Origin of the sequence: Dehalobacter sp. (genome assembly GCA_023667845.1) — a bacterium.
Lineage (GTDB): Bacteria > Bacillota > Desulfitobacteriia > Desulfitobacteriales > Syntrophobotulaceae > Dehalobacter.
Genome location: JAMPIU010000143.1, coordinates 64,574 through 80,924, shown reverse-complemented (window position 1 = coordinate 80,924; position 16,351 = coordinate 64,574). Strand labels below are relative to the sequence as shown.

Here is a 16,351-nt window from a genome sequence, read left to right as displayed (position 1 = left end):
ACTTAGCTTTCTATTTTATGTTAGCTCTTTATTTTTGTAGTAAAAGAGGCAGCTGCAGTGAATGATGTTCATTCGCTGCAGCTGCCTTCCAGAATAGAATCCTTATTAGACGCAGAAATTATGGTTTCCGATGTTTTTTACAACATCTAGGGTTTTGATCCAACTGTCGGTCGCTGTCTGCGGATTGTAATAGAAGAGAGCGCCCTCACTTGGATCCTGCCCCTCAAGCGCTGCCTGCGCAGCCTGATAGGCTTCATCTCCCGGTGTCAGTTCAATCTGCCTATCAAGGACTGCAGAAAACTGTCCCGGCTGGTAAATGACTTCCCGGATCGTATCCGGGAACTTCGGGCTTTCCACCCTGTTCAGAACCACTGCCCCTACGGCAACCTGACCTTCAAAGCTTTCTCCACGGGCTTCCGCATAAATGATTTTTGCTAAAAGTATCACATCTTCCTGGTCATAAACAATCTGACTGCTGCGGGAAATATCCGAAGTAACCCTTTCAGGCTCCCGGGCTGAATCCACCGAATTAATCAAATCTGCTGAATCAGCCGATTCGGCCAGTTTAGCCGTCTCAATCACCGTATCTGGCTCTATGTTTGCGGTAACAACTTTATTTTCCAAAGGCAGCTGTTCGATCACAAAGGAAATCTGATTTTCCGGCTGTCTGGAAAATTTGTCCAAAAGAATCCGGAATATACGATTCTCATTTGCTTTCGTCAGAATAATATCTCTGGCATCTGACATGACATTCTCAAGGACAGTCTGTTGGATTTCCAATACCCGGGAGTAGAGCAATTCTCTTGATTTTTCAGGTACAGCATATACTGTCTGGGCAGTAGCAGTCAGGATAATCGCCGTGGTCAGCATCACTGCCAAACCTTTCCGGCATCGTCGGTCTTCCAAAAAAAATCACCTCTTGGGATTAATCTATTTCTATTCTTTCCCATAAAAGGTGATTTTTATACGTTATTTGTTATAAGAATCACAAAGAAAAGTTATTTCACCGTTGTGGCTGACGCTACACCCCCGGTAATTGCCTGGCCCTTAGCATCCTTGATTGTAGGATGTATCACCAGCCAATACCCGGCATTGGCTTGAAGTTTCATTTCCGGTTTCACAGTCATACGCTGCTGATCGACAAACGTGTATGCGCACTTGACTCTTTCTCCTGTAGCAGTATTGATCAGTTCAATACTGTCTGCCGTTACGGAATTCCAATCCATTTCCCGGTTAAAGCTCACGTTGAACACCTTACCGAGTGGGATATTCTTAAGATCTCCGGACTCTTCATATCCCGGGTAGTAGATCTGCCAGCGGTCCTGGAGAACCTCTTCGGGAAATGGTTCCCAACCGTTAGGGCCTCCGAGTTTAAGTGTTGTGGTTACATAAGCGGAATCCAGGATTTTCTTGCCGAGTACCCAATTTTCGGTTTGACGAAGCTCTTTTACCGAAAGCGGATAAAGATAAGGGCCCGCCTCCAGCTGGATATACCCTGATTTATCTTGTGATTTATCTTCAGCCTTATAGTTTTTAAGCATCAAAACAGCCGTATTCAGCTCATTGACGCCGGTCAAATCCAGATGAGGCTTGATTCCAATCTCATCAATCGGGTTATAGTACGGAGAGAAAAACCTGTAAACGGACATTTTCAAATAGTCTCCGTTGCTTAATGGGATCAAAGCCTTAACCCGGCCTGAACCGTAGGTCGTTTCCCCGATGACGGTCGCCTTGCCATAGTCCTTCAGCGCGGCCGATGTAATCTCAGAAGCGCTTGCCGTGTACCCATTGATCAGCAAGACAATCGGCCCTTCCATCGTGAAAGCCTGCTTGACGGCTGTATCGACAATACCCAGGTTTCCCCTTGCTTTCATGATATACGCGCTTTTATCCCCGATAAAATAACCCAACAGCTCCATTGCCGCTTTTGTATACCCTCCGGAGTTATTCCGCAGATCAATAATCCAGCAGTCTACACCTTTTTCCTGCAGGGCCAGGGCCTGCTTGCCAAACTGCGTCGCAACATCCTCGCCAAAGGAATTAACTGCGATATAGCCAATATGCCCTTCCAGTACCCGGCCTTCAGCCAGCGGCATCACAATCTTCATCCGTACGACAGCGAAGCTTAGGATTTGAGCGTTTCTTTTGACTTTTACCCGAACCTTGGTTCCCTCCGGTCCCCGGAGTTTGCCGGCGCAATATTCCGAGGTTTTTCCCGCCAGGGAATAGCCATCTGCTTCGAGGATAATGTCCCCTTGTTTGATTCCTGCCTTATCAGCCCCATAACCAGTAATGACCCAGGTAACCTTAACCCCCTGCTGTACCATTTCCAGTTCTATCCCTATTCCGGAAAAGGACATATTCAGTGAACTGATCATATCTTCATATTCGGCCGCGGTCATATACTCGGTGTATTTATCACCCAACCTCTGAAGCATTTTTTCGATCGTCGGCGCGTTCAGTACCTCATCCGGAACAACATCGACATATTGCTCCTGCAAAATTGTTCTGACTTCATCCAGGGCATCGTTTTCCGCGCCATAAGCCTGCAGCGGAAGTCCCAAACCCAGACAGAATACCAGAAGCGCTGTCATCAAAAACCTTAGACTTTTGCCAAATTTCACGTTCTTTTTTCCCTCCTGTATGATTTGCAGGTCCGGCCTAAATTCAATAATCTTGCATGAATAAGCTTCGTGTAAGCTTGTTCAGTTTTTCTATCTTAGCAATAATTCGACGAAAACAGGCATTCCCCTTTCCATTTCAAGATTATTTGTCATGCGCTTCCCAGACTTTGATTGCATATTCAAGGCTTTTCCGATAATATTATCTAAACAGGACTATTTTTAAAACATATTTTTCTGATCATCGCTGATAAGAAAGGTTCGGACAATGTCAAATCTTCTTGATTACTCCAAAAAAGTATTTATCGCCGTATTAATCATTGTTGCAACCCTCGTCATTCCATATGGCCTTTATAAGATTCTTCCGCATTTTATGCCATTTGTTCTTGCTTATTTCACGGCTCTTTTTCTGGAACCTGCAGCAGCATGGTTGAGCAAGGTCTCTAGATTTAAAAGCAAGACACTCTCGGTGTCTGTGACCTACCTGTTTTTTCTTGCCAGTATTGTTATTTTCCTCTACCTGATCATCAGTAAGCTCTATGTTCAGTTTTTGGACCTGCTTGACTTTATTCAATCGAACGGCCCGGCAATTCAGGTTTGGTTTTTGAACCTTACGGGGCGTATCCAGGAAACGATCGGATTGCTGCCTCCCGAAATAAACGATATGATCATGAAATGGATCAATGACCTGGCTAACATCAACCTGGTATCCGCGATCGGTTCCTCAACACTTAGTATCTCCACGGCGATACCGAACATGTTCTTCCTGTCGATTATCTACCTGGTATCCGTTTTCCTGTTCACATTCCAGTTAAGCAATATCCACCGTTTCTTCTACTCCTTTTTCAAAGATTCCTCCAAGCTGAAAGCTGTTTACGTCTTGGGTGATTTACGCAATGCTACATTAGGGTTTTTAAAAGCGCAGGTCATTTTGAGCACAATCACCTATATTATTGCTTTTGCCGGTCTCGCTATCCTCCATGTAAAATACGTGGCAGTCATTTCATTGTTGATCGTAATCGTAGATATCCTGCCGATCCTCGGTACCGGATCCGTGCTAATGCCCTGGGCTGTTGTCTCACTTTTCCAGGATCAGCTGTTCTTGGCCGCAGGTCTGGCCATTCTGTATATCATTATCATTGTCGTACGGAGAGTGATTGAACCCAAGATACTGGGCGAGCGCATCGGTTTAAGCGCTCTGACGACTCTGATCAGTATCTGGATTGGTTTCAAAGTGATGGGGGTCCTCGGCGTATTCCTGTTCCCGCTGGCCTGTATTTTCTATAGAGCCCTTGTCAAGGTCGGCGTCATCAAACTGAATTTCAAGATATAACTAAGCTATATTCTAGTACCTTGTAACCCCTAAAATTGTAATATAATGGTGAGCAGATTTCTTTTAAGACAAGGCGGAGGATTGAGCCATACCGAGTGTATGGCGATTGACGACAACGCAGTATGAAAAGAAATCCGCCGCCAGGATATACAAGATTTAGGGTTACATGGTACTAGTCAACATTCTATATAATAAAAAACAGGTACGTCCCGCAGAGAGCACCTTCAGCCCATCGGAAACGTACCTGTTTTTTATTGATTCTTTATGATCTGCTCACTATCTTCTGTTATCATCCGGCTTTATTCCAATTCCCGACATCAGGATCTGAACGATTTTGTCATAGTCCGCTTCCTCAGGCATGGCCTCAGCAAATATCACTTTTTTGCCGCAATACTGCATGATTATGCCCATGATTGCCGCCGAAGCAAATTCCGGATCGATATCAGCCCTGACTTCCCCTTGATCCATGGCCTGCACGACTTGCTTTTTGATAATCTCTCCGACCCGGATATTTTGTTCAATAAAGACCGCTCCCATCTCCCTGACCATAATCTTGGAACAGGACATCATCCTGGCAATCGGCATATGCTCCTTGACCAACTCTGCCTGATATTTTGCCAGAACTCTGATTTTTTCTTTGAAAGAGCCTCCTTTTTCCAAAATGTCCTGAATGTTGCGTCCATGCTCTTCGCAGTTATAAACGGCCATTTCCTCAAAGAGCTGTTGCTTGCTATCAAAATATTCATAGACGGTCCCTTTGCCGATCCCGGCTTCTTTGGCGACATCGTCCACTTTTGTTCCTTCAAAGCCTTTGATATAAAATACTTTGCCGGCTGCCTGGAGGATTTCAGTTTTTTTCCGTTCCTTGGTCACCGTTGTTCCCCCCTTTATCCGATCCGATGCCTGTAAAATCAAATTCTTCGTCTTTTAATTACAGCTTTTTTTGAGTAAAGCTTTTTCCCTTGTTACAAGTTAAAGGGTATGCTGATCCGTGTTTACTGCGATCACCGGTTTAGACTTTTTGTCTTTTCTGAATTTGCGTTTGAATTTATTGGACAGATCATCCGTGAAAGAATACATGACCGGAATCAGCACCAGGGTAACCAGGGTTGAAAATAGGAGACCTGTGATAACGACAATGGCCATCGGCGCCTGAAACTCCGAGCCTTCCCCGATCCCGAGTGAAAGCGGCAGCATGGCTAGAACAGTCGTTAGCGTCGTCATGATGATCGGCCGCAAGCGGATCGGTCCTGCATTGATTATTGCCTCATGCACGTCCTCCTTGTACGTTCTTCGTCGTGTATTGATATAGTCGACCAGAACGATCGCATTGGAAACGACAATACCGGCCAGCATGATAATACCAATAATCCCCATAACGCTTAATGGTTTACCGGTGATGAATAATCCTAAGAACGCTCCGGCAAATCCAAGAGGGATGGAAAACATGATGACAAACGGATAAACCAGCGACTCAAATTGGGAAGCCATGACCATATAGACCAGAACCACGGCAAGTCCGAGCGCAAGGAACAGGTCACTGAATGCATCGACCATTTCCTGCTGCTGTCCGCCCATTTCATAGGTATAATTATTCGGCATCCGGTAATCTGCCAGCGCCGTCTGAATATCTTTGGAGACACTGCCGACGTCCCTGCCGCTGATCTGACCGGAGACCGTCAGGGTCCTCGCCTGGTTGTCCCTGCTGATGCTGACAGGACCGCGGCTGACGGAAACATCCGCCACTTGGCCCAACGTAACGGTATAGCCGAGGCCCGTGGTAATGGGAATTTGCTCAAGGGCTTGGAGATTCCGGTTAAACGTTTCGTCCCCTTTGATCTTTACATCGATTTCGGTCCCATTGTATTTGAACTGTGTCGCGGTTGCCCCGCTGATCGATGCTTTTACCGCAGAGGCGATTGTTCCGGCACTCAGACCATACTGGCTGGCCGCCTTACGGTCCACGTTGATTTCAACTTCCGGTATTCCGTCTTCATAGCTGGATTTAACTTCGCGGGTTCCCGGGACTTTTTTAATCACGGTGACAAAATCGTCTCCGATCTTCTTCAGCTGATCCAGATTTTCACCTTTGATGGTGATGCTGATCGGATCACCGGCACTCATCACGGACTGGGTTGCTGCGACACTGGTTTTGGCCCCGGGTACGTCCTTAATCCGGTCCCGGATTTCATCGGAGATCTCCACGACGCCGCGTTTCCGATCCGTTAAAGGAAGCAGCTTTACGGTAAAGGTACCAACGTTGCCTTGTGCGCCTGTCAGGCTCATGGTTCCGGATGATCCGGCATCCAGGAAGATGGTATCGATCTCGGGAATATCTTCTATCTTCGTTTCAATTTCACGCATGACCGCCGAGGTATCGCCGACCTTTGCCCCGTCAGGAAGCGTAACGCTGATCGAGAGCATGCCTTCATCCGTCGTCGGGAAGAATTCTGTCCCAACAGCGGCAACAGAGGCAATGGAAACGACAAAGACAATGGTTGTAACGATAAAAACGCGTTTCCTGTGGCCCAGGGCCCATCTGAGCAGTTTCTTATACCCCTGGAGCAGCGCTTCATAGCCCTGGTCAAATTTATCGTGGGCTTTCGCCAGGAACGCAGGAGTACGGAAGAATCCCCTGCCATTTTCTTCATCTTCCGCTGCATCCGTTATGGCTACTTTCACTGTTTCGGATGTTTCGGATGCTTCAGCCGCTTCGGTCTGTGTATATGCTTTATCCGTTTCCCCTGTCTTACCAGCATCAGCAAAACCAGCAGTCTGATTCTTCCGCTCTACTTTCAGCAGCTTGGAAGCGAGCATCGGGACAACCGTCATCGAAACGACCAGCGATGCTCCGAGCGAAAACGCGATCGTCAAGGCAAACTGCCGGAATAGTGTGGAGGTTAATCCCTGGACAAAGACGATCGGTAAAAAGACTGCGACCGTCGTCAGCGTGGAAGCCATGACAGCGATGATTACTTCCGAAGATCCTTTCACTGCCGCTTCGACCCTGGAATAGCCGTTCTGTCGGAAGCGGTAGATATTTTCGAGCACCACGACCGAATCGTCAACCAGACGGCCAATACCAAGCATTAATCCGCCCAGCGTCATCAGATTCAGCGTAATGCCGGTAAAATATAATAGACAAAACGTCGCAATAATGGAAATCGGGATAGCTGAAGCAATAATCAGGGTAGAACGGATATTTCGCAGGAAAATGTACAGGACCAGTACCGCCAGGAGAGCGCCGATAACCCCATGCTCCCCGACCGAATACAAAGAAGCCTTGATATAGGCCGCGTTGTCCATAACCACCGTAATCTTGACGTCTTTTAGTTCATCCTGGATTCTGTCGATCTCTACATAGGCTGCTTCCGCAACTTGGACTGTATTGGCGTCGGAACGTTTTTGGATCGAAATATTGACACCGGGATTGCCGTTCGCTTTGGAAATGGTTGTCTGCTGATCCGGCTTTAATTCGATATCGGCTAAATCTTTCAGCTGGACATTTCCGCCGGTAGGCAGCGGAATAAGCAGCTGCTCGATCTCAGCTACCGACATGAATTCCCCGGTTGTTTTGACAGTCAGCTCCTGGGTCCCTTTCTTGACCGTACCTCCGGGCAGGTTGACATTCTCCGAAGCCAATATTCCCTGAAGGTAAGCGAGGCTAATGCCATAACCGGCTAATTTCTCACTTTTTGTCCGGATTTCAATAATATCCTTGGTTCCGCCGGTCACGGACACGGAAGCAACGCCTTCCGCCCTTTCCAACCTTGGTTGGATTGTATCTTCGGCCAAGGTCTGCAGTTCGGAGAGACTCATCGTCGGTGACGAAATAGAAAGCGTCAGGACCGGAGTTGAATTCATATTGAGTTTCAAGACCATGGGGCTGCTGACATCATCAGGAAAGTAATCTTTAATCAGGTCAATTTTTTCTCTGAGGTCGAGGGCAACCTGATCCATATCGACTCCATAATTAAACTCCAGAATAACGAGTGAACTGCCTTCCGAAGTGATGGAGCTGATATTTTTGACATTCTGGGCTGTGGAAACAGCCTTTTCGATTGGCTGCGTGACCAGGTTTTCAATCTCCTGAGGGCCTGCTCCGTTATACGATGTACTCACGATCGCATAAGGCAACTCCATTTCGGGCATCAAGTCCAGCGGAATACGTGTAAAGGACACAAATCCGAGGATGATGACAATAAAAACAAGCATCAGGACCGTAACCGGGCGTTTCACCGAGGTTTCAGATATTTTCACTTCTGAACGCCTCCCCCTGTTTGCGCCGAAGCCGTATCCGTCGTTTCGTGAGCAACCTGCTTTCCGTCAACGGTTACGACTTTGATTTCCGTACCATCCTGTACAAAGTTCTGCCCTTTGATAATGACGATGTCCCCTTCCGTCAGTCCACTGATGATCTCCGTCTCGGTGCCGCTCTCAAGTCCTGTCGTTACTTCCATCTCGGCTGCAGCATTATCTTTGGCAACATACACGACATCTTTTCCGCCGTGAAAAATCACCGCATCGGTCGGCACAGCCAGGACATTATCTTTGCCGGCAATGTTTAAGGTCACATTGGCAAACATGCCGGGTTTGATCGTGTTGTCTTTATTGTCAATGTAGGTTTTTAGCGTATATTTCCCCTGAGCATTGGCTGCGATACTTACACTATCAATAACCCCTTTGACTTTCACTAAAGCTGCAGGCACTTCAATCTGGACAGACTGGCCGCTGTGTACACGGTTAATCTCCTGCTCGCTAATGCTGACCGTTACAAATACTTTGCTCAGGTCCACCACCCTGGCCGGAGAAACGGCACTCGTCACCATTGACCCTATTTTTACATCAAGAGCCGTAAGAATACCGTCGATCGGCGCCTTTACATCCATATCATTCAGGGCTTTCTGCGCCGCGTCATAAGCAGCCTTGGCCTGAGCCAGCTGGCCTTTATACGTTTCCAGAACCGCATCCGAAGCCGCCACGGCAGCCTGATCAAGCTCCGACTTGCTGACCGCGCCGATTTCATACAGCTGTTTCATATTCTCATAATTCTTTTTACTGTTTTCATAATTGGCCATATTGGTTTCATAGCCGGCCTGCGCCAGCTGATAGGCCGCTGAAGCCTGGTTATAGCTGGACATCAGATCGGTTTTATCAAGGCTGAAAAGTACCTGGCCCTTGCTGACTCGATCCCCAACTTTGGTATAGACCGCCGCCACTTTGGCCGGGGTACCGACGACCACGGAAGCTTCTTTATCCGCTTCAACTTTACCGCTTAAGGTAATCGCAGAGGAGATGCTCTGTTTATGTAAGGTCAACGCTTCCACCGGGACATAATTCTGTCTGTTTTGTTCTGCCGCCTTCTTTTCCGCTGCGGATTGCGCTGCCCCGTAGATCCTTACCCCAATCAAAAGGACAAACAGGATTACGATCACGGTAATGATCATTTTCTTCTTCCCAATCGGTTTTTTCAAGTCCGGGCTGCCACCCTGCTCAGACCGTTTCATTTTGAATTTCATTTTTCTACTCCCCCGTAAAATCAATATCTTTCTAAGTGTATTCTTTTTAGGACATATTCATGAATGTGATAGCCGTTAAAAACCGACTGGTCGGTCGGCACACCATCTCTCTTATCTTATCTTCCTTTGTGCCTTGGGTCAATGGGTTCAAGTTAGATATTACCAAATATTTTCTTCCCATAAATGGCAACAGTATTTTGTAAATTTTTGGTATTTTATGGTTGTTTTTTTCTTTTTTATATTGCATAATATCTATTAAAGGATTCATTTTGTTTTGGAGGGAAGCCGCTATGTCCAATGATGAGTTTCAGACTATCGTGCTTCGTGAAATCAGAGAAATGAAGAAAGACATTTTTCAACGATTTGATGGTGTCAATCAACGGTTCGATGGTGTCGACCAACGGTTCGACGGTATCGACCAACGATTCGACGGTATCGACCAACGACTGGATTCCATGGATCAACGACTCTGTAAGGTTGAACATAAACTGGATGTTGTCGTTGAGCAAACAGCCGGACTGATGGAATTTCGGACAGAGACCAATCATAAATTAGACAATATCTCAGATGACCAAAAATCGATTATCCAGGTACTTGGCGAACATGAAATTGCCATCAGATCCCTGCAGAGAAGGCCCGTATAAAACAAAGTCTCGACAACAAATCATTATGATATTAAAAATCTCACGGATTCAAAACCCGTGGGATTTATTTATTATTGCGCTGCGTTTATTGTCTATGGCTATTCCTGCTATCTTTAGCTATCTTCGCCATTGCTATTACTCCTGTCTGTTACGTCACAAAACCAAGCCCTCACCATCCGAAGCCCATCTGCATATGCTGTAATTAGACTCATAATGAAAGGGCGGACGGCATGGATAATCCGATCACCGAACGCACGCCGCTTATCATAGCGGCTGAAATAAATATAATAACCTACCAGACCAAAAAAATCCTGCTTACCAGCGCCATTGAAATCGGCCGTCATTTGCAGGAAGCCAAGGCCATGCTCAAACACGGGGAATGGATTAAGTGGCTGGAAGAGTCTGTGAACTATTCTCGCCGAACTGCCTCCAGGCTGATAAATATCTACGAAGAGTATGGGTCTAGCTTCCCCGAAGGATCCGACAGCTCAAATGGGACACCAGTGTCCCATTTGACTTACACCCAGGCTCTCCTCTTACTGGGTTTACCGACAGAGGAGCGGGAGGAATTCATCACGCACAATGACGTCGGCAGTATGACGAAACAGGAGCTGCAGCAGGCTCTGAAAGACAGAGATCAGGCCAATCAAGCGAAGGAGCAGGCGCTTCAGGAGAATCAGCTACTTAAAAAAGGGCTGGAGACGATCGATAGCACCATCTTCGAATTAAAAAAGGAGCACGCTAAGGCTGCATCAAGGCCAACAAATCCGGAAAATGCCAATGCAGCGCAATCTGACGACAGCGCTCACCAATCTGGCGCATATCGATCCGAACCTGAAAGAAGAAAAAAGAAAAGAGGCCAATCGGCTGATTGAATACATGGCAGAGACAATTAAAGAGTGGCCGCCCCCCAAGAAACCGCTTAGAGTTCGTTCCTGATTTTTTTAGAACCTTTGGACAAGCCAAGCATAGTATATACAAAACGGCAAAAGGATATAAAGGTCATTGAAACCACGACCAATGACCTTTATGATCCTCCGCAAGTGTAAGCGGGCAGCACCGACATTAGAGATCAAGAGAGGGGGCGGGCCGACGGCAATCAGGATTTGCCGGCGGACTCGCCCTCTCTCTTCTTTTGCCTGATCACTGTTAATAATATTATATGAACCTCAGCTAAGTTTGAACTATAAAAAATTCAAAAATAGTGCATGCCATTTCCTAACCCCTCTGTTGTGGATTGATAAAGACCACAAAAACAGACAGCCCTGGCACTTTATCTGCCTGATAGCTGTCTGTTTCTTCTAAGGAGGTATTTAATACAATTTGAATGATTCTCAGTTATCGAAAATATAAAGTCCTATCTTTTTCCTTGCCCTTTACCGTTATGTCCGTTATTTGAGGAGGTATTCGTGACTGTGTTCTGAACGGTCTGTGCATCGACTGTTGTTTCATCCGAAGTAGACTGGCCATCGGCTGTGGCAGTCTGATCGCCAGTAACCGTTACATCCTGATTATCTACAGTCGTTGCATCCTGTTCGTCCCCTGCTTCCAGGCTATCTTCCTGGTCGCTCACGGCTTGGCCCTTATTGGCCTTCTTATATTCTTTTATGTTTTGGGTTTGCTCTTTTAGGACTTCCTTCGTTTCCTTATTCGTCTCTACTTTGATTTTCTGAACATCTTTCCTGAGCTCCTGCATGTCGTTTTTGTACTGTTCAGCCTGTTCGACTTTTTCCAGGGCAGCGGTAATGGCAGCCTCATCACCTGAAGCACGAGCTTGTCCCAATTCCGCCTTGGCCGCTGCAAATTCCTGCACAGCTTCAGCATAGGCTACTTTCGCAGCCACATAAGCTTTCATGGCAATGGTATTCTGGACTTCGGCTTGGATGATATTCTGCATGATTTCAGCCTGTTCTTCCGTCAAACCTCCGGTGATTTTAAGGACGATCTTTTCGGCATCACTTTGGACAAGTTCAATGCTGGCGAGTAGATTGCTGATGACGGTATTTTCTTCTGTGTCAACAGCCACCGTTTCATCCGTGGCTGTTTCATCCGTAGTTGTTTCTTCAGTGGTAGCTGCGGTGGTTTCTTCCTCGGCAGTGGTGGCATCTGTACCCGTAGTATCCGTTCCGTCAACTGCTTCTGTATCCTCAATGATTTGTTGAACCTGGAAGTTGGCTTTCTTTATCGTATCTGAATAGACTTTCAGAACCTGTTCCATCAAATCCAACTGGTTTTGCTCGGACATGATTTCCGCTTCAGCCAGTCTTTCATTCGCAAACTCGACCAGCAGTTCTGCTTTTCCTTCCGCAGAGAAGGTCACGGCCACCTGAACACTTTCAATCATTTGTTCGAGTGAGTACAGCCAGCTGTCCGGCGTTACACCGGCTTCATCGGCAATTTCTTCATCGACTGTATCAGCTGTGGTATCATTTGCAGCATCGTTCGTAGTTTCGTTAGCAGTATCGTCTGTTGTATTCGTAGCATCCTCGCCAGTTGTTATGGTCTCGGATTCATTTGTTGTAGTGTCACCCGTCACTGTTTCAGCAAAAACATAAGTTGGAGCAACAGCAAAAGTGAAAAGCAAACACAGAACCGATACCAAAATCCTTTTTTTGAACATTTTTCTACTCCTTCCAAAACCTTAATTTGTTGTTCTTGCCGTCTGGGGTGAAAAAAATACCTGCTCCAAGTTCTGGAACAGGTACCCTAATTAAGTGTTAATTCAGTTACCCATTCGGCAACCCGGCTGCCATAACCTTTCGGCTTTAGACCCGTGGCTTTGCGTCTCCGCCTTTCGACGGATTTGCCCTTATCGTGTTAATATGGTTATTATAATTCACCAAAAAACTTAATACAACTGTTGACAGGCATTTTCATACCAATGGAGCATAAAGAATAGGACTTTGGTCATATCTATTCGGTCGTTGTCTCAGCCACTGAGGAATAATCACTTAGACTGCTGCCATTATAGGCCTTGATTTTGTAATAGTATGTTTTTCCTGAAGTGAGCCCAGTATTTGTATATTCAAGAGCGGTTACGGTTGCAATCTTGGTATACGTTCCGGTCTCGGAAGTTGCCCTGTAAATATAATAGGACTCGGCATCACTGACGGTCTCCCAGGTCAATTTGATCTGGCTGGAACTCAATGCTGTAGCTGTCAACGTAGCGGGTACGCTTACTGCGTCTGTCTTGTCATACTTCACAGATGAAAAGGCGCTCAAACCATCGCTTCCGTATGCCTGTATCTTGTAATAATAGGTTTTCTCCGCTGTGAGTCCTGTATCGGCATACGAATTGGTCGAAACAGTTTTGATTTTGGTGTAAGTGCCTGAGGATGAGGTCGACCTGTAGATATAGTAATAACTGGCACCATCAACTTCATCCCAACTCAGGTAAATTTCTTTTGAATTCAAGGCAGTTGCCTCAAGGTTTGAAGGGGTATCCAACGCATAGTCTGCATCTGTTGTGTCATACGCCCTTGTGGAATAGTCGCTCTCTCCATAGCTGTTATAGGCTTTCACTTTATAATAGTAAGTTTTTCCAGCTGTGAGACCATCATCCGTGTAAGAGCTCGATTGGACGGTATCAATTTTTGTATAGGTCCCGGTAGATGATGTCGCTCTATAAACATAGTAGTCTGTCGCATCGGTTACCGTATCCCAGTCCAGATCAATCTCGATCGGGCTTGAGGCAATAGCGGTCAGATCATCCGGTATGGCAGGTATCTTGCTGCTTGTTCCTGACACCGATGCGACCATACTGTTTAAGACAGATGATGACAGGACATTGGAACTTCCAAATGCGGTAACTGACGATATGTTTTGATCCTTAATATAGTTTAAAAGAGAAAGGCTCACCGAACTGCTGACCAGAAAGACTGGCGCATTATTTTTAGCTGCGAGTGCCGAGCCGGTTAATGCATCCGGGTAGTTTTCACCGGTTGCAGCGTAACAGTTTTTAAAATCAAAGCTGCTCGCAAAATATTTGATAATACTGAGGTTCGTTGTGTACCGGCTATCACCGTTCAGTCTTACAGGGGAAGGCAGCTTGTTATAAACGCTGTCACTAATTGCACCGGTACCTCCGACCACAATCGTAGTCGTGACTTTACTTTTCAAGCAGGAAAGAATATTAGACTGGATCGAATACTTGTCCGTTAGCAGAATCGGATACCCTTTAATCCCGGCTATCGAAGCAATAGACAATGCATCAGGGAAATTGTTCCCGGTAGCAACCACTGCCTGGTCGAAAGTTCCTATCTTTTCCGCTACCAGCAAGGATGTATTATAGCGGTCCGTACCGGCAATTCTGGTAACGCTGATACCAAGGTTTTTAATTGCCTGTTCGACCGAGGGAGATATTATTCCAGTTCCTCCGATAATAAATACTTGCTTTACCCCAAGGCTGGCCAATTCATTTTTTGCCTGCGCATTCAGTTCATACCTCGATGTCAGTAAGATCGGCGCATCGTATTTGGCCGCCAGTGGTGATCCGCATAAAGCATCCGAGAAACCTTCTCCGCTGGCAATTACTGCATAATAGGAAGAGTCCCAACCATCTTCTGCAATTTTGGCAGCAGTAGCATAACGGTCTGTACCGGCCAGTCGATAGGCATTCGAGGTGTCTCCAGTACTGCTTGCAGATTTAGTTGTCGCATAGGCATACGAAGAATAATCGCTTGTTCCATAGCTATTGTAAGATCTAATTTTATAATAATAGGTCGTATTCGCAGAAAGTCCCGTATTATTGTAGCTTTCATCCGTAACTGTTGCTATTTTGGAGTACGTCCCGGAAGAACTGGTGGCTCGGTAAACATAATATGATGTTGCTGCAGACACCGAACTCCAGGTCAGATTAATCTGGCTGGAACTCACAGAAGTTGCAGCCAGATTATCCGGCATATCAGGCACTGCTGTTTCCGTCGTGGCATAGGCGTAAGATGATTTACTGCTGGTCCCAAAACCGCTGTTATACGCCTGAACCTTGAAATAATACCGTTTGCCTGCAGTCAACCCAGTGCTGGTATACGTGGTCGTCTTCACTGTGGCAATTTTTGTAGCAAAAGAGCCTGAAGCCGAAGTATCTCTAAAGACATAATAAGATTCTGCGTCTGTTGTCGGATCCCAGACAAGCTCAATCTGACTCGAACTAAGCGGTGTTGCCTCCAGACCAGTTGGGGTTAACGGTTCCCCAGTGGGAGCAGAGGTCTTTGTGGATACGGCTGATGTATAAGTGCTTGTCCCGCTGCTATTATAAGCTCTTATTTTGTAATAGTATGTTGTGTTCGCGCATAAGCCTGTATTGGTATAAGATACATCCGTGACCGTTGCAATCTTCAGAAAGTTTGTTGTTGAAGACTGCGACCGATAAACCCAGTATGAGGTAGCCCCATCGACAGTATCCCAGGTCAAGTCAATTGAGCTGGAGCTTGCAGCAGCCGCAGTTAAGTTGGTCGGTACTGTAGGTGCCGTTGCTGCTTGAATACTTGTTGGCAATGCTGTTGCTACCAGTAAGAAACAAAGGATAATCGCGGCTGAAAAAAAAGATCTGTTTTTTTTCATGTTGATTCCTCCTGAATGATGTTCTTGACCTCTATCGACTGTATTATACGAAATTGATTTTTAGAACTATTGTACGATACTCATATCCTTACATATTATACCATAATCATATCCAATTTTTTCATATTATAAGAGATTCAATTTTATACTTTTCCATTATTACTGCGCAATCGATAAATATAGGATATTACTACGTTGCAAACCTGCAAAAGAGGCTTTCATGGTTACCTCAAAATAGACGGTAAAAAGAATGATTAAATGACGCTAAACCCCGGCACGAAATAACATCGTTCCGAGGTTCACCTTTGTCAAGACGCTTTTTAATTGATCCCTACAAATTTTCCATTTTCTAGAGTAAGATCATAAATTAAGGATTCATCTATAGATCTGGAACGCAAGTTACAGTATCTGTATACCCTGAGAAGTTTCCGGCACTGTCTTTGGCTTTTAGCCGGAACTGATAGTTCCCTCCATTGCTCAAACTGCCAATTGTTGTACTCGTCACTGTGCTTGTGAAAGTTTTTATCGTCCAATAGGCCGCCCCTTCTGCTTTATACTCCAGTTGGTATCCGGCTATATCACTCTCCGCATTTGCTGTCCAGCTTATTATCGCACTTTTATCGCTCGGCGCCGCAGCTAAACCCACTGGACTAGCCGGAGCGACTTGATCCT

Annotated in this window: 10 protein-coding genes, 1 pseudogene and 1 riboswitch; of the genes and pseudogenes, 3 read left to right on the top strand and 8 right to left on the bottom strand. The window is 46.0% G+C overall.

Translation table 11 applies throughout. The annotated features are described in order from the left end of the window. Nucleotides 1-105: 105 nt before the first annotated feature. Both NC238_11215 and NC238_11210 read right to left on the bottom strand, forming a co-directional pair. The gene (locus tag NC238_11215; protein MCM1566491.1) at nt 106-906 is read right to left on the bottom strand and encodes a cell wall hydrolase; all 801 of its coding nucleotides are present in this window, start codon (nt 904-906) and stop codon (nt 106-108) included. Nucleotides 907-998: 92 nt separating this feature from the next. Then, entirely contained in the window at nt 999-2,624 is a 1,626-nt protein-coding gene (locus tag NC238_11210; protein MCM1566490.1) for a S41 family peptidase, read from the bottom strand. A 265-nt stretch (nt 2,625-2,889) separates the two neighbouring features. On the opposite strand from NC238_11210, the gene ytvI reads away from it, so the two are divergent. Then, nucleotides 2,890-3,954: a sporulation integral membrane protein YtvI gene (gene ytvI / locus NC238_11205; protein ID MCM1566489.1), complete on the top strand. Its 1,065-nt coding sequence runs from the start codon at nt 2,890-2,892 to the stop codon at nt 3,952-3,954. 276 nt (nt 3,955-4,230) lie between these two features. Here ytvI and NC238_11200 read toward each other — a convergent pair whose 3' ends face one another. From NC238_11200 to NC238_11190, 3 genes are all read right to left on the bottom strand, one after another. Continuing rightward, complete coding sequence (locus NC238_11200; GenBank protein ID MCM1566488.1) at nt 4,231-4,827, bottom strand: TetR/AcrR family transcriptional regulator; 597 nt, start codon at nt 4,825-4,827, stop codon at nt 4,231-4,233. A gap of 99 nt (nt 4,828-4,926) precedes the next feature. Further along, nucleotides 4,927-8,214: an efflux RND transporter permease subunit gene (locus tag NC238_11195; protein ID MCM1566487.1), complete on the bottom strand. Its 3,288-nt coding sequence runs from the start codon at nt 8,212-8,214 to the stop codon at nt 4,927-4,929. Continuing rightward, the gene (locus NC238_11190; GenBank protein MCM1566486.1) at nt 8,211-9,473 is read right to left on the bottom strand and encodes an efflux RND transporter periplasmic adaptor subunit; all 1,263 of its coding nucleotides are present in this window, start codon (nt 9,471-9,473) and stop codon (nt 8,211-8,213) included. The genes NC238_11195 and NC238_11190 overlap by 4 nt, the downstream gene beginning before the upstream one ends. Nucleotides 9,474-9,763: 290 nt before the next feature. Here NC238_11190 and NC238_11185 point away from each other — a divergent pair, with 290 nt between their 5' ends. Both NC238_11185 and NC238_11180 read left to right on the top strand, forming a co-directional pair. After that, on the top strand, nt 9,764-10,117 hold the full coding sequence (locus tag NC238_11185; protein ID MCM1566485.1) for a hypothetical protein: 354 nt from the start codon (nt 9,764-9,766) through the stop codon (nt 10,115-10,117). A gap of 230 nt (nt 10,118-10,347) precedes the next feature. After that, a pseudogene (locus NC238_11180) lies at nt 10,348-11,056 on the top strand (DUF3102 domain-containing protein). Nucleotides 11,057-11,474: 418 nt separating this feature from the next. On the opposite strand, the gene NC238_11175 reads toward NC238_11180, so the two are convergent. From NC238_11175 to NC238_11165, 3 genes are all read right to left on the bottom strand, one after another. Continuing rightward, the gene (locus NC238_11175) at nt 11,475-12,737 is read right to left on the bottom strand and encodes a DUF5667 domain-containing protein (GenBank protein ID MCM1566484.1); all 1,263 of its coding nucleotides are present in this window, start codon (nt 12,735-12,737) and stop codon (nt 11,475-11,477) included. 113 nt (nt 12,738-12,850) lie between these two features. Beyond that, nucleotides 12,851-12,935, bottom strand: a riboswitch (cyclic di-GMP riboswitch). A 95-nt stretch (nt 12,936-13,030) separates the two neighbouring features. Continuing rightward, nucleotides 13,031-15,679: a cell wall-binding repeat-containing protein gene (locus tag NC238_11170; GenBank protein ID MCM1566483.1), complete on the bottom strand. Its 2,649-nt coding sequence runs from the start codon at nt 15,677-15,679 to the stop codon at nt 13,031-13,033. Nucleotides 15,680-16,058: 379 nt separating this feature from the next. Continuing rightward, nucleotides 16,059-16,351, bottom strand: a 293-nt coding sequence (locus NC238_11165) for a fibronectin type III domain-containing protein (GenBank protein ID MCM1566482.1), incomplete at its 5' end; no start/stop codon positions are given.